The organism is Methylobacter tundripaludum (assembly GCF_002934365.1).
Lineage (GTDB): Bacteria > Pseudomonadota > Gammaproteobacteria > Methylococcales > Methylomonadaceae > Methylobacter_A > Methylobacter_A tundripaludum_A.
In genome coordinates, this window is the sequence record NZ_PTIY01000015.1 from 1 (window position 1) to 13,895 (window position 13,895).

The window sequence follows — 13,895 nt, forward strand, 5'->3', positions numbered from 1 at the left end:
TCGTCTTTGGTCGGATTGAAAAAAGCGTGAAACTATATCAGCTAACCTTTTTCTTTTCCGATTAGTGCCGATTGCACTTATGAGTTGAATCTAAGAAACAAAAAAAGAATCAATTTCCCCCGCTGTTCGAAACAAATATACAGCCCAGTTTAAAGAGCAGGCATTGGAACGTGCCGATCGTGATGGTATTCCCAAGGTAGCTCAGGATTTGGGGATTGCCGAATCAATGCTCTATTCATGGCGGTCAAAACGCCGTCAGACAGGCCAGCCTTTTGAAGAGCAAAAGCTCCAACAAGCTGAATTGTCGCGCCTTAAACGAGAAAACGCTCGCCTTGAGGAAGAGGTGGCCTTTTTAAAAAAGGCGGCAGCGTACTTTGCAAAAATGCCCAAGTGAAGTACGCCATGATTAAAGGCAACGAAGATCATTATCCCGTGGGTATGATGTGCCGCCTGCTATCGGTTTCACGCAGTGGTTACTACGGTTGGAAAAATCGGCCCCTCTCTGACAGGGATCAAGCTAACCAAAAGCTGTTGACTGAAATCAAACGTGTCTTTGAGGACGAAAAAGGCCGACCTGGCTCACCCAGAATCTCCCGGCGGCTTCAAAAAGAAGGCAAACCGGCCAGTCGGCACCGTGTGGCTAAGCTGATGAAGGATAATGGCTTGCGTGCGAAAGCGGCCAAGAAATATAAAGCCACCACCAACAGCAACCACTCCTTGCCTGTCGCTCCCAACCTGTTGGAACAAAATTTTACTGCGGATGTACCTGACCCAAAGTGGGTGTCGGACATCACGTATATTTGGACGGAAGAAGGCTGGTTGTATTTGGCGGTGGTGCTTGAGCTTTATTCCCGCCGGGTGATTGGTTGGGCGATCGGAGAACGCATGACAGCTGCTTTGGTTTGCGATGCTTTGGTTATGGCCTTGTGGCGTCGTCACATGCCAAAGGGTGTCATTGTGCATTCAGACCGGGGTAGCCAGTATTGTTCTGCCGCTTATCAGAAACTTTTTACCCAGCATCAATTGGTTTGTAGTATGAGCAAGAAAGGCGATTGCTACGATAATGCGGCAATGGAAAGCTGGAACCATAGCTTTAAGGTCGAAGCGGTGCATGGCGAACGGTTTTTGACGCGTTCGGAAGCCAAGTATCAAGTGTTCGAATATATTGAAGTGTATTACAATCGCAAACGGCTTCACTCCAAATTGGGCTATGTCAGCCCAGAAACGTTTGAAGCTAAAAAAGTCGCTTAGTTCAGTGTCCGTGAAATCCGGGCAAGATCAATAGCGGCTTTATCGCGTATTGCGCCACATGACTACTTCATCAAAGCTATAGCCTGTCTTTCCAGTACATCGGCCTTTGATGTAAATGGCTAACGGCGATAATCAATATATCTTCGTCGCGGATTTGATAGATAACGCCATACGGAAACCGGCGAGTCAGGCAGAGCCGGGTTCGTTTACTTAGCGGCTGCCATGCTTCTGGAAAGTCGGCTATGCGGCCTACTGTGGCTTTTATCTCTGCAAGAAACTCATATCCCAATCCTTGTTTCTGCTGGTTGTAGTAATCCATTGCGCATTGCAGCTCACATTCAGCTGCTTCGAGAAAACTGATTTTCAATTCGATTCTAATCGGCTGAAAACTTGATGGGCCGGTATTGAACGCATTTTGCCGTTATCGTAAGCATCAATCCGACGTTCGGCTTCAATGGCTATTAATTCATCCATTTGTGGATCAGGCTGATCGAGACTGGCAAGCAGTTGTTCGGCCAAAGCCGCTCTATCGGCTAATGGGAGGCTTAACGCCTGATCAAATAACTGTTTTTGATTCATAGTCGGCACCTCACTATGTTGTTGTGTTGGGCTATATCATACAGAACTTCAGCAAAAAATACGTTATCGTTCGAGCTAACCTGACTTAAGCCACAGCCAGCCGGTAATAGAGTTCGGCATTCTCGGCCAATTTGGCAACCACTTTGGCATCGAGATGGCCGTCTTCAACGCGCGACTGTAAATCGTTCAGAATATACTCAAGCGTCATGGTGCGGCGATAAGGCCGTTCTTGCGCTAAGGCCTGGAAAATATCGGCAACGGTAATAATGCGGCATTCCAGATCCAGTTCTTTGTTGCCGTTTTTAAAAGGATAGCCGTCGCCGATCAAGGTCTCATGGTGGAATCCGGCCCATACCGGAATTTTCGAGTCTTCAAATACGCGTTGCAGGATGCGGAAGGTATCGTAGCTATGACGGTGCATGGTGGCCCGTTCCTCCGGCGTCAGGCTGCCGGGTTTGTCGATGATGTCTTCGGATACCCGCAGCTTGCCGATGTCGTGCAACAGCCCGGCGATTTCGACCTGCTCCAGTTCGTAACCCCCAATACCAAAATCCATAGCCAATTGCCGGGCGATTTGCGCTACCCGCTGCGAGTGCTCGTCGGTATACGGGGATTTGGCGTCCACCACGCGGGAAAACAGCCGCGCCAGTTCTTTGAGTGCGGGAATACCGAGCAAAGTCTTTGGGGTATGGCTGCCGATGCGCCGTAAGTCTTCATCCAGATATTCGTGTTCCATTGCCAGCCAAAACGCTTCGACATCGGCGATTTCAACGAAGGCGTCGACCAACTCCGGCGCAAACAATATGCCGGACAGCATTTTGATTCGGGCGATAATCCCCGGATACTCGATCATGATCAGGCCGCTGTCCAGGAAAGGCGCTTGCAGTACATCGACACGGTCCGCGAGAAACAACAGATTGGCGCGCAAACGGAGGCGATCATCGATAGGCGTCTCCAGCAGTTTTTCCCAGCGGGTATGGTGGTAGCGGATTTCGGTGGACAAATGTGCCAACGGCTGACAGGCCGACAAATAATCGGCGCCGCGGATGCAATGATCCTCCGCACCTTCCCATTCCAGCGTTTCGGTGATTCGGCGGTGTTCATGAATTCTGGACACCCCGCAATCATGCAGCATGCCCGAGTAAAGTATGGACAGGCATTCGCTCTCCGGCCAGTTCAAATGCTCGGCAATAGCCCTCGCCATGACGGCCACCCGTTTGCCATGCCTGATTTCGTCAACGCCCACTAAATCCAGCGAGCAAGTTAATGCGGTAATGGCGTTATGTATATCGATATGTTGGAGTTTCATGGCACACGGTGCTCCGTTTGATGACGAATCTGTTCAATGGAAATGTTCCCGATTTTGACAGGCGAGCCGAGAATTGTCTTTAAAAATTTGGGTAGAGAGAAGGGGGGGCGGCTTGCGGCACCGATAAAGATCAAGTGGTTGGCTGCGATTATGGACAATCCGAACGTTGATCGAACTGCCTGGCAATGACCGCAGCCTCGGCTTTGCGGGCTACTCGTGACGCAACGCTTCGATCGGGTCCATGCGCGCCGCCTTGCGAGCCGGGACATAGCCGAACACGATACCGACCGTCGCCGAAAACACAAACGCAATGGCGATAACCGGTAGATTAAACACCAACGGCACCTGCAAAACAGCGGCCAATATACTGGAAGAAACCAGCGCCAGCGCAATGCCGATTAACCCGCCGGACGACGACAGCACCACCGCTTCCACCAGAAACTGTAGCAAGATTTCGTTTTCCAGCGCGCCGATGGCAAGGCGGATGCCGATTTCGCGGGTGCGCTCGGTAACCGACACCAGCATGATGTTCATGATGCCGATACCGCCGACCAGCAGGCTCACCGCCGCTACAGCGCCAAGTAATCCCGTCATCATTTGCGTGGTTCCTGACAGCATGGTGGCGATCTCTTTCATATCCATCACATTAAAATTATCGTCTTCGTCCGCCGACAAATGTCGGCGGATTCGTAGCAGTCGCTGCAGCTCCTGTTTAACCGCATCCGTCGATATGTCGTCCTTGGCCGATACCTGGATCAGGCTGACATCGTCATTACCGGCAATCCGGCGCTGAAAAGTGCGCAACGGCACAATGACGATGTCGTCCTGGTCGCTGCCCATAGTGGACTGGCCTTTGGGCTTGAGTAATCCGACGATTTCGCACGACAGTTTTCGTAGGCGCATTTTTGCGCCGAGCGGGCTTTGTCCGGCGAACAACTTGACGCGCACGGTTTCGCCGATAACACAGACGGCAGCGCCGGAACGCGCCTCGCTGCCGGTAAAAATACGGCCTTCCGCTAACTGACGGTTATTGACCGTGAAATACTGTTCGGTGCTGCCAGTCACGGTCGTGCCCCAGTTTTCATTGGCGAAAATAGCCGTGGAGGCGGACGATGCTTGCGGCGCCACGGCAGCCAGTGCAGGAGCCTCGCGGGCCAACGCTTCGGCATCGGCCAATTTGAAGGCCGGGGCCGTAGAACTTTGCCCCGGTCCCATGCGCTTGCCGACGCTAACCATCAACAGATTACTGCCCAGATTGGCGATTTGCTGCGTCACCTGCCGGGTGGCCCCGCTGCCGAGGGTAACCAGCACAATCACGGCGGCAACGCCGATAATGATGCCCAGCATGGTCAGCACCGAACGCATGATGTTGCGCCGCATTTCCCGCAATGCCAATCGTAAGGCAACGCCTAGCATAAGCTGTCTCCGGGTTGGGTTTGATCGCTTTCGATCAGGCCGTCGCGAAAATGCACGGTACGCTTGGCGTAAGCCGCCATGTCGGCTTCATGAGTAACCATGACGATGGTAATCCCCCTATCGCGATTAAATGTCGTCAACAATTCCATGATTTCCTCACTGCGTTTCGAGTCGAGATTACCGGTCGGTTCATCAGCCAACAGCAACAAAGGTTGAGTGACGATAGCGCGGGCAATGGCGACCCGCTGCTGTTGCCCGCCGGATAATTCGCCGGGCGTGTGGTGCTCCCAACCTTTCAGGCCGACTGTGTCGAGCGCCTGATAGGCGGCGGCGCGGCGGACATCGCTGTCGATACCGCGATAAATCAACGGCAATTCCACGTTCTCCAACGCCGAGGTGCGGTTAAGCAGATTGAAGCCCTGAAAGATGAAACCCAGATAATGACGGCGTAACAAAGTGCGCTGATTGCGCGACAGCAGGCCGACATCGACATTTTGAAAACAATATCGCCCGGCAGTCGGTTGATCCATACAGCCTAAAATATTCATGCAGGTACTCTTGCCCGAGCCGCTCGGTCCCATCACGGCCACAAATTCGCCCGGCTCAATCCGAAAACTTACGCCACGCATGGCCGGCATAGCCGCTTCGCCGCTGCCATAGACTTTAGTGACTTGTTGCAGCTCCAACAGCGGCTGCGGATTCTCATGGGCAGACGTAGCGATCATGGTTTACTGGCCTGTCCGGTAACCAGTTCGGTACCGGCTGTAACAGCGCCGTCGACAACTTCGGTGACAATGCCGTTAGTCGCACCTTTGGTCATGCTGATAGACGCGAGTTCGCCGTTGCGTAGCGTCCAAACCTGTTGGGTTTTGCCGTTTGCGGCCTCCGTTTGACGCGACTCTTGACCCGGCGGATGCGGCAGCAGCGAATCCAGGAAACTGCCTTTAGCCTTTTGTTGGCCCGGCGTTACCGGCGGCGTAAAGCGCAATACGCTGTTGGCGACCAACAAAACGTCGGTTTTTTTATTGACGGTAATTACGGCCGTGGCGGTCATACCCGGCCGCAAAGACAGCGCGGAATTATCGACCCGCAGCACGGTTTTATAGGTTACCACCCCGTCTACCGTTTCCGAACCGAAACGCACTTGGGTAATCTCGGCCGGAAAGCTGCGGTCGGCGTAGGCATCGACGGTAAACAACGCTTTCTGACCCGGCTGCACCAAACCGACATCCGCCTCATCGACATCGACCTGTAATTCCATTTGCGTTAAATCTTCGGCCAGCGTAAACAGCACCGGCGCTTGAAACTGCGAGGCGACAGTCTGTCCCGGTTCCACCGAGCGCTTCAACACCACGCCGTTGATCGGCGAACGCACCACCGCTTTGGTAATGTCGGTGCGATTGACATTCAGCGTTGCTTGCGCCTGATCGACAGCTGCCTTGGCGGCGGCTTCATCGGCGCGCGCCCGCGCCAGCGTCGCCCTGGCGGTGTCGAGGTCGTATAGCGACGGCACTTTGCCGCCGCTCAATTGCCGGACATGCAGTTGTCGCGCCATTTTCACTTCCGCCTCCAGCAAGCTGGCATGAGTCTGCCGGACTTTGGCGCGGGACGACTCCAGCCCGGCTTGCGATTGCAAGGCTTGCGCCTCAAGCCGGGTAGTGTCCAGACGCGCCAGCACCTGGCCGACCGTGACGCTATCGTTATAATCCGCTTCCACCGACTTGATGGTCCCGGATACCTCTATGCCGACTTCGACTTCCTTGAGCGGCGCCAAAGTGCCGGTGGCGCTGACGGTAACCTCCAAATTACCGCGCGTTACAGCTTGCGTGACATAACCGGCTTGTTGGTTATTGCCGCTATTGAAGGCAAAGACGACGACCAGGATCGTGACGCCGAGCGCGACGGCAAGCCACAGCCATTTTTTGAGCGGCTGGCGGCTGTTTGCCGGATTGAGCCCGAGCACTTCGGCGATAGGTTGTGTTGCTTGGCTGTTAGGATTATTCATGATCGGATTGCTCAGAATTGTTGTTGGCGTGCCAGCCACCGCCGAGCGCCTTGTAAAGTCGAACAATATCGGCGGCGACTTCAGACTCGCTGGCGGCTAATTGGGTTTGCGCGCTCAGTAGCGAGCGCTGCGAATCCAGAACCCGCTGAAAATCGAGTAAGCCGGAAACGTACTGCGCGTCGGCCAGAGCCAATGCACTGATGCCTGCCTCCACAGCCGCGTTCAGCGCATCGCGGCGCTTACGTTCTTCGGAATAAGCCGTCAGCGCATTTTCGACATCGCGGAGCGCAGTCAGTAGAGTCGACTGATACAAACCCAGCGCCTGTTCCTGAAGGGCGTTTTGAATATTGATGTTACTGCGGATGCGTCCAGCGTCGAGTAAGGTCCAGGCGGCATTTGCGGCGACTTGAAAGGCCTTGGCCCCGGCGCTGTAGAGATTGGCGTAAGCCAGCGATTCCAGGCCGATAGAGCCCGATAGCGTGAAATCGGGATAGCGCGCCGCCTCGGCAACGCCGATTTGAGCGGTTTGCGAGGCCAGTTTACGCTCGGCACGCCGCACATCAGGACGTCGGCGCAACAGATCGGCCGGGATGCCAACGCCGATCTCGGCAGAGGCGGCGGGAATCCGGGCGGATGCGGCCAGCAACCGCTTCAGGGCGTCGGGTTGTTGTCCCAGCAACAGCGCCAGCCGGTGCTTGGCCTGTTCCAGCGTACTTCGCAAACTGGGGATGCCGGCGCGGGTATTTTCCATTGTCAATTTGGCCTGATCGACATCCAGCTGCGTGGTCAGTCCGGCTTGATACCGCCAGCGGGTAATGTCGTAGGTTTCATTCTGTGCGGCCAGGTTGTCTTCGGTAATTTTAAGGCGGGTTTGGTCGCTGCGTACATCGACATAGTTAAGCGCCACTTCCGCGCACAAACTGACTAAAACGTCGCGTAAATCTTCCTGCGCCGCCTGCATGGTCGCCTCGGCCGCTTCGATGGCGCGCCGCTTTTTGCCGAAAATATCGATTTCCCAACTGGCATCCAGGCTAGTACTGTACAGCTCGCTGGTGGCGCCGCCACCGGCAGCCTCGCTGCCGCCGCTTTGGCTGGCCGATGCGGTTAACGACGATGTCGGCAACAAATTGGCCTTGGCCAACTGACGACGAGCGCGCGCCTCACGTAATCTGGCCTCGGCCTGATATAAATCCCGATTACCCGCTTGAGCTTTCCCGATCAGTTCCGTCAGAACAGGATCGTTGAAAACGGTCCACCAACGGTTGATGTCGGCCATTTTTGCAGACGGGCCGCCGGTTTCGGCAATGCTCCAGTTTGCCGGTAATTGGGTTTGCGGCTGCCGGTAATCAGGGCCTGCCATAAAACATCCCGATAGTAGCGGCACCGCCAGCCACAGCGCATCTCTTTTTGTCGCTCTCATCAACAGTTTATTTGATTTTCAGGTTTGACGGCTTCTTCAGCCATTGATTGGCTTTTCCCGAGAGCCATGACTGGGCCAAGGCGTCGGATTTGCTGACGCTGTCTAAAAATGCGCCGGATATGCTGAATACGGCGGCGGTATGTCTGGCATCCCGTTCGCTATCCTGCATTCCGCCATGTGGCGGCCTACCTCTACCCATGCCGCCCGGAGGCCCGCCGGCCCTGCCGCCGCCCATTCTGTCTTCGCCTTGAAAATGACCGCCAAAGCGCGGCATGCCGCTACGGTCGGTCCCTGCTTTTTCGCCAGGCTCCTGAGCCGGGTCTGGTTCTTGCCGATGCGATAAATGAGATCCCGCCAATAATTGATGGCTGCCTTTATTCAATTGTAGTAAATACTTATTGCCGCGCGGCGCATATTCCCAGATTGCGGTGCGCACGTAGGGAGAACTGATCCCGTAAGGATCGTCGTCTTCGCTGCCGGTCACCACCAACAAGGGGATCGAAATGTTCTGGTAGCGGGTTGCCACGCTGCCGAGCGCCATATCCACGGACGGGCTGAATAGAATCGCGGCAAGCGGCTTGAAATCTTGCGTCTGGGGCGGAACGCCGTCGAATTTCTCGCCGATCATCGCTGCCGTTGTTTGCGCGCCGATGTCGTAACCGGCAACGATCAACCGGGACAAATCCGCAGCGGCAAACAAGCCTTGGTCGGCCTTTGCTTTCAGCTTGAGTTGTGCGTAGGCCCAAAGCAAGTGGTCGATGCGTTTTTTCAGGGATGCTTGCGAGAAATACTCATGGCCCAGATAATGCAGCTCGCTGTTTCTGGCGGCCTTGGACGGCCTTGATCTGTCTTCGTCGGACATTTCAGGCTCATCATCTCCGGGTTTTCCATGCATCGGAGCCAATTCTTTAAGCGCTTCGCCAATCTCTACCGGCTGTATGCTGAAAACCGCGTAACCGGCCTTGGCCCAGGTTTCGCGCCAGAGCCATCCGCCATCGGCGGGCTCGCCCAAGCCCGGCAGGTAAACAATCAGCGGATAACGGCCTTTTTCCGTCGGCGCAAGCATTGAAACCTCGATGGTTTGGCCATCGTGCCACCAGGTTTCGCGGACTGAATCGATCGCATAGCTGTGCGCGGAAGCGTAGCCGCCTTTGCTGATAAACTGTCCGATTTTTTCGTTTTGCTCTTCCGGTGTCGGCGGGGACGGGCGAAAAAAACAACCGGTCAGGAAAGCCGTGCAGGCGACAGCCGCCAAAAAATAAGCCGTAGCAGGGTGAGTTTTGTTCATGGCAAGATTGGATCGAATGGTTGCTTGAAATGCAGGTAAATCCCTGTCAATAAAATGTAAAACCGCGCCCGGTCATAGTCCGGGCGCGGCATGCAGTTATAGGAATTAATCCTCGAATTTACTTTGCAGTTTTTTCTGCTGCTCGGCGGTTAACAGTTTAAACACGGCGTTGTCCAATCTGGATTTTTGCAACGCCATTTCCCGGTGGATCACGTCAGCCTTGTTAAACAGCGCCCGGATTTTGTCGTCGTTGTAGTCGTAGGAAAAGACCAGATGGTGAATTTCCTTGCCGATGCTTTTCGCAGCTTCCATTTGGGCGTCGGTCTCGGTGCGATGGGTTTTGAGCAGTGCTTTGATTTCAGTTCGTTGTTTGTCGGTCAGGTCGATTCGATGTAAAAATCGCGGCATGCGCTCCTCGTCGTCGGGACCGGGTCTATGATGTTCGGAGAACGGCATGTCCCCGCAAGGATATTCGCCGTGCATGGGCGGCTTAGCCAGGGCTATCGCCGGGAATAAGACTAAAATCAACAATAGTTTACGCATAAAAAATCTCCAGTGGTTTAATGAAAAGAGTACGGAACAAGGTTGTTTCCGTCGTGTTCAGTATCGCTCTAATGCAGGTAAAGCACTGTTATTGAAATGTAAATTCAGGTAAATACAGCGGTCGAATTGTGGCGGTTGCGATGGCGTAACGCTATGATGACGCCAACAATGTAATTAAGGTGGTGAGTGTGACGAAGATTTTGATTATTGACGATGACGTCGAATTGGCCGGGTTGTTCAAGGAGTATCTGGAGCAGGACGGCTTTGCCGTTGAAGTGAGTCATCAGGGCGAGTCGGGGCTGCGGCTGGCGTTGTCGGGAGATTACCAGCTGGTGATACTCGACATCATGTTGCCGGATATAAAAGGCACCGAGGTTTTAAACCGCATTCGCATGGAAAGCCGTATCCCGGTGCTGATGTTTACCGCCAAGGGCGACGATGTGGACCGGATTATCGGCCTGGAATCGGGGGCTGACGATTATGTGCCCAAGCCGTGCACGCCGAGGGAGCTGGCGGCGCGCATCCGTGCCATTTTGCGCCGGACCCAGCCTGCAAAAGGCGGCGATAACGGGCCGATTATTGCCGGCGCGTTGAAAGTCTGGAGCGAAAAACGCAAGGCGTCATGGTTCGACCATGATTTGGAGCTCACCAGCACCGAGTTTAATTTGCTGGAAACGCTGGCGCTGCATTTCGGCCGCATCGTCAGCAAGAACGAACTGTCCGAAAAAGCGCTGGGGCGGCCTTTGGCGCGTTTCGACAGAAGCATCGATGTACATATGAGCAGCATCCGCCAGAAACTGGGTTGCCAGAGCGACGGGCGCTCGTATATCCAGACCGTGCGCGGCCAAGGCTATCAATTGATAAAGGAGTAGCGGCGTGGGACGGTTGTTCTGGAAGTTTTTCCTTACCTTTTGGCTGGCTTTGCTGGTGGCCGGTATCGGCGTCGGCACGGCGGTCTGGTTAAGGCATAACGCCTGGCAGGGGCAAGAGGCCGGGCAGTTGGTCGATGTCGGGCATGCCGCATCGTTTGTCGCTGTCTCGGAGAATATTATCCGGCATGGCGGCGTTGCCGGTTTGCGCAGTTTTCTCGATTCGATGCGCGAAACCCCGTTCCCGCCGGTTTATGCGGTGGACGATCAAGACCGGGACATTCTGCAACGCAGCTTGGCGCTCGAGGTTTTGCAACAGGCCCGCACCTTATTCCAGCAGGCCGCTTATCCCGAGGCGATTCGTGTGGTAACGGCGGACGACGGGCAGCGTTATTTGCTGTTTGTGCCGTTGCCGGAGCATGGCTTTGCCGACCGTCCGCCGCCGATGCCGGACGGCGGCTTTGCTCCTCCTCCGGGCGATCGTTCGGCGCATCGTTCCCGGCCGCCGCGCGAGCCGCCAACGCCGCGGATGCCGATTCTGGCCGGTACGTTGGCCAGCCTGATGTTCAGCGCCGCGCTGGCCTGGTATTTCGCCAAGCCGATCCGCAGTTTGCGTAACGCTTTTGCCGCGCTGGCCCAGGGCGATCTGGATACACGGGTCGGCGCGTCGATGGGAAAACGCCGCGACGAATTATCCGACTTGGGGCGGGATTTCGATCATATGGCCGGGCAGATTCACAGCCTGGTGCATGCCCAGCAACGCTTGCTGCACGATGTTTCCCATGAATTGCGTTCGCCGCTGGCGCGGATACAGGCCGCTATCGGCGTGGCTCAGCAGCAACCGGAAAAGACGCAGACGATGCTCGATCGTATCGAGCGGGAGTCGCAGCGGATCAGCGATCTGGTCGGCGGATTATTGATGCTTTCCCGTCTGGAAGCCGGTGTTCAAGGCAGCGAAAGCCACGATTTCGACATCGGCGCGTTGCTGGACGATATTGTCGAAGACGCCCGTTTTGAGGCTGAGCAGCATGCGGTTTCGATTCGTTATCACGGCATAGCGGAAACAGTGGTCAAAGGCCGGAGCGAATTGCTGCATCGGGCTATTGAAAACGTGCTGCGCAATGCGCTGCAACATTGCAGGAAACACGGCGAAGTGTCGGTCGCCGCCCGTTTCGATACCGGCAAGCGGCGTTTGCAGGTGACGGTTGATGACCAGGGGCCGGGCGTTGCCGAAAGCGAGTTGGCGGCGATTTTCGAGCCGTTTTTCCGTAGCGGAGACCGCAGCAAGGCTGACAGTATAGGACTGGGTTTAGCCATCGCCTATCGTGCGATAGAGGCGCACGGCGGGCGTATTCAGGCCGGCAACCGCCCTCAAGGCGGTTTGCGCATCGAAATAGAAATTCCTTTTGCCGGGTAGATCCCTCTGCGCGGCGATGCGGGCAGAGGGATGCGGCTTAAATTAAACGGATGTCGAAAAGCTGTTGCTTTCAGCGGTCTGGTTAGGATCGCTGTAGGCATGCAGCAATTGCATCATCTGTTTCATGAATCGCGCATCGGCGCTGGATGCGGAAGATGACGCCTCGGCGCCGCTGCCGGCGCCGGACGCGTTTTTCGATTCTTCAAAGGCTCTCGCCTCGCTACCGTTCACCTTGCCGTCGCCGTCGGTATCGGCTGCATCGAAATTACCGGCTATATCGCTCATGAGCTTGGCTCTTTCGCTGTCTTTCGAACCCAGTTCTTGCACCATTGAGGTCAGTTGATCTTTGGTAAAGCCTTGATCATTCGGGCCGCCATCTTTCGGCGGTGGCGGCATGCCTCCGGCCAGCATTTGCATTAACTGCCCATCGGCGTCTGATGTCGATGCTGTATCGGTGCCGGACGAGGCTTGCGATGCCTCATAAGCCAGCGACTCTTCAATAGTCACCGTGCCGTCGCCGTTGGCATCGGCCGGATCGCTGCTTTCCGAGGAGGATGACGCGCTGTCTGTCGAACCCGCGCCTTGAGCGCCGCCAGACGGAGGTGGAGGGGGCATTCCGCCTTGGCCGCCTTGCATGCGCGCCCGTGGAGCAGGCCCATCCAGCTCGGAGGCTATTTTTTGTATGGTTGCCGACATTTCTTCCTTGGTAACTTTACCGTCGCCATCGCCATCCAGCTTGGAGAACATTTCATCGGCTACGCTGGAACTGCTTGAGCCGCCCGATTGCGACACGTTGCCCAGCGCGGCCTCCAAATCGCTTTTTTCAATATAGCCCTGTCCTTTAGTATCCAGCTTTGAAAATAGATCCTCGGCCATTTTCGATGGATCGGGGCGCTGCATGGCTCTCATCATTGTAGAACCGCCGCTGTTTACACTGCTAATACTCATGGTTTTATCCTCATATTGGGTTTAATTGCCGGATGGCCGGTTGGCCGTCCGATATCGCCGTTCTGTTAAGACAGCCCCTGACTGACTTAACGGAACTACATAGTTCTTGAGCAATATATCGGCCAGGAAAGGCTTAAAAACAGGGGCGGAAAGGTAAAGTTAAGTTAAGGAATGTTAAGGATTTTCGGCCAATGTTAAGATGATGATGTTTAACGAAAGGAACGACCGGTGAAAACCGTAAAGTCTGGCGTTGACCGGCAAATTTTTGCCGCGGTATTGGTCGCTAAAGTCAGCCTGCTGAGGTATAAAGAGCTTTTTAAAAGGAGTCACGCATGAAAGTATTATTTATACTGATCGCTGTCTTATTGACCAGCTGCACCGGCATTCCCGAAGGGATTACGGCGGTTGAGGGTTTTGAAATTAACCGCTATCTGGGTACCTGGTACGAAGTCGCGAGGCTCGATCACCGGTTTGAAAGAGGCTTGGAGAATATCTCGGCGACCTATACCTTGCGTGAAGACGGCGGCGTTGACGTGCTGAATAAAGGCTGGGATATAAAAGCCGGGGAATGGCGCGAGGCAGAAGGCAAAGCCTATTTTGTCGAACAAGTGGATAAAGGCAGGCTGAAAGTGTCTTTTTTCGGGCCGTTTTATGGCGCTTACAATATTATCGAGCTGGATAAAAAGGATTATGCTTATTCGATGGTCGCCGGACCGGATCGTTCTTATCTCTGGATATTATCCCGCACCCAACAATTGCCTGAGGCGACTTTAAAAGCATTGACCGAACGCGCGAAAACGCTGGGTTTTGCTACCGATCAGCTTATTTTTACGAAGCCTAATTAGTTTGT

General features: G+C 54.8%; 14 protein-coding genes. 4 read left to right on the forward strand and 10 right to left on the reverse strand.

Features of this window, described 5'->3' with window-relative positions; genetic code table 11:
- Positions 1-112 precede the first annotated feature (112 nt).
- Positions 113-1,251, forward strand: a protein-coding gene (locus tag B0F88_RS15750) for an IS3 family transposase (RefSeq protein ID WP_258076704.1) whose coding sequence is annotated in 2 segments (ribosomal slippage) — positions 113-353 and positions 353-1,251 — 1,140 coding nt in all. Because the reading frame shifts where the segments join, the coding sequence is not laid out codon by codon here.
- A 76-nt stretch (positions 1,252-1,327) separates the two neighbouring features.
- Here the strand turns inward: B0F88_RS15750 and B0F88_RS15755 are convergent.
- From B0F88_RS15755 to B0F88_RS15795, 9 genes are all read right to left on the reverse strand, one after another.
- Positions 1,328-1,618: a type II toxin-antitoxin system RelE/ParE family toxin gene (locus B0F88_RS15755; RefSeq protein WP_104424893.1), complete on the reverse strand. Its 291-nt coding sequence runs from the start codon at positions 1,616-1,618 to the stop codon at positions 1,328-1,330.
- Entirely contained in the window at positions 1,615-1,830 is a 216-nt protein-coding gene (locus B0F88_RS15760) for an addiction module protein (protein WP_104424894.1), read from the reverse strand. Before B0F88_RS15760 ends, B0F88_RS15755 begins: the two co-directional genes overlap by 4 nt.
- 85 nt (positions 1,831-1,915) lie before the next feature.
- A complete protein-coding gene (locus tag B0F88_RS15765; RefSeq protein WP_104424895.1) occupies positions 1,916-3,139 on the reverse strand; it encodes an HD-GYP domain-containing protein in 1,224 nt (407 codons plus the stop codon).
- A gap of 210 nt (positions 3,140-3,349) precedes the next feature.
- Positions 3,350-4,555 (reverse strand): ABC transporter permease, encoded by a 1,206-nt coding sequence (locus B0F88_RS15770; protein WP_104424896.1) that lies wholly within the window; start codon positions 4,553-4,555, stop codon positions 3,350-3,352.
- Positions 4,549-5,280, reverse strand: a complete 732-nt coding sequence (locus B0F88_RS15775) for an ABC transporter ATP-binding protein (RefSeq protein ID WP_104424897.1) — start codon at positions 5,278-5,280, stop codon at positions 4,549-4,551. Before B0F88_RS15775 ends, B0F88_RS15770 begins: the two co-directional genes overlap by 7 nt.
- Positions 5,277-6,560, reverse strand: coding sequence for an efflux RND transporter periplasmic adaptor subunit (locus B0F88_RS15780; protein WP_104424898.1), 1,284 nt, complete (start codon positions 6,558-6,560; stop codon positions 5,277-5,279). Before B0F88_RS15780 ends, B0F88_RS15775 begins: the two co-directional genes overlap by 4 nt.
- Positions 6,553-7,980, reverse strand: a complete 1,428-nt coding sequence (locus B0F88_RS15785) for an efflux transporter outer membrane subunit (protein WP_104424899.1) — start codon at positions 7,978-7,980, stop codon at positions 6,553-6,555. Before B0F88_RS15785 ends, B0F88_RS15780 begins: the two co-directional genes overlap by 8 nt.
- A 7-nt stretch (positions 7,981-7,987) precedes the next feature.
- The gene (locus B0F88_RS15790) at positions 7,988-9,268 is read right to left on the reverse strand and encodes an alpha/beta hydrolase family protein (protein WP_104424900.1); all 1,281 of its coding nucleotides are present in this window, start codon (positions 9,266-9,268) and stop codon (positions 7,988-7,990) included.
- Between the two features lie 105 nt (positions 9,269-9,373).
- Positions 9,374-9,811, reverse strand: a complete 438-nt coding sequence (locus tag B0F88_RS15795; RefSeq protein ID WP_104424901.1) for a Spy/CpxP family protein refolding chaperone — start codon at positions 9,809-9,811, stop codon at positions 9,374-9,376.
- 188 nt (positions 9,812-9,999) lie between these two features.
- On the opposite strand from B0F88_RS15795, the gene B0F88_RS15800 reads away from it, so the two are divergent.
- Positions 10,000-10,683 (forward strand): response regulator transcription factor, encoded by a 684-nt coding sequence (locus tag B0F88_RS15800; protein ID WP_104424978.1) that lies wholly within the window; start codon positions 10,000-10,002, stop codon positions 10,681-10,683.
- Between the two features lie 4 nt (positions 10,684-10,687).
- A complete protein-coding gene (locus B0F88_RS15805; protein ID WP_104424902.1) occupies positions 10,688-12,097 on the forward strand; it encodes an ATP-binding protein in 1,410 nt (469 codons plus the stop codon).
- A 42-nt stretch (positions 12,098-12,139) separates the two neighbouring features.
- On the opposite strand, the gene B0F88_RS15810 is transcribed toward B0F88_RS15805, so the two are convergent.
- Complete coding sequence (locus tag B0F88_RS15810) at positions 12,140-13,045, reverse strand: EF-hand domain-containing protein (protein WP_104424903.1); 906 nt, start codon at positions 13,043-13,045, stop codon at positions 12,140-12,142.
- Between the two features lie 332 nt (positions 13,046-13,377).
- On the opposite strand from B0F88_RS15810, the gene B0F88_RS15815 reads away from it, so the two are divergent.
- Positions 13,378-13,890 (forward strand): lipocalin family protein, encoded by a 513-nt coding sequence (locus B0F88_RS15815; protein WP_104424904.1) that lies wholly within the window; start codon positions 13,378-13,380, stop codon positions 13,888-13,890.
- The last annotated feature ends 5 nt before the right edge of the window (positions 13,891-13,895 follow it).

Coding starts and splice junctions, on each gene's coding strand:
- B0F88_RS15760 (WP_104424894.1), bottom strand. CDS start 1,830: ATGAATCAAAAACAGTTATTTGATCAGGCGTTAAGCCTCCCATTAGCC.
- B0F88_RS15765 (WP_104424895.1), bottom strand. CDS start 3,139: ATGAAACTCCAACATATCGATATACATAACGCCATTACCGCATTAACT.
- B0F88_RS15770 (WP_104424896.1), bottom strand. CDS start 4,555: ATGCTAGGCGTTGCCTTACGATTGGCATTGCGGGAAATGCGGCGCAAC.
- B0F88_RS15775 (WP_104424897.1), bottom strand. CDS start 5,280: ATGATCGCTACGTCTGCCCATGAGAATCCGCAGCCGCTGTTGGAGCTG.
- B0F88_RS15780 (WP_104424898.1), bottom strand. CDS start 6,560: ATGAATAATCCTAACAGCCAAGCAACACAACCTATCGCCGAAGTGCTC.
- B0F88_RS15785 (WP_104424899.1), bottom strand. CDS start 7,980: ATGAGAGCGACAAAAAGAGATGCGCTGTGGCTGGCGGTGCCGCTACTA.
- B0F88_RS15790 (WP_104424900.1), bottom strand. CDS start 9,268: ATGAACAAAACTCACCCTGCTACGGCTTATTTTTTGGCGGCTGTCGCC.
- B0F88_RS15795 (WP_104424901.1), bottom strand. CDS start 9,811: ATGCGTAAACTATTGTTGATTTTAGTCTTATTCCCGGCGATAGCCCTG.
- B0F88_RS15810 (WP_104424903.1), bottom strand. CDS start 13,045: ATGAGTATTAGCAGTGTAAACAGCGGCGGTTCTACAATGATGAGAGCC.
- B0F88_RS15815 (WP_104424904.1), top strand. CDS start 13,378: ATGAAAGTATTATTTATACTGATCGCTGTCTTATTGACCAGCTGCACC.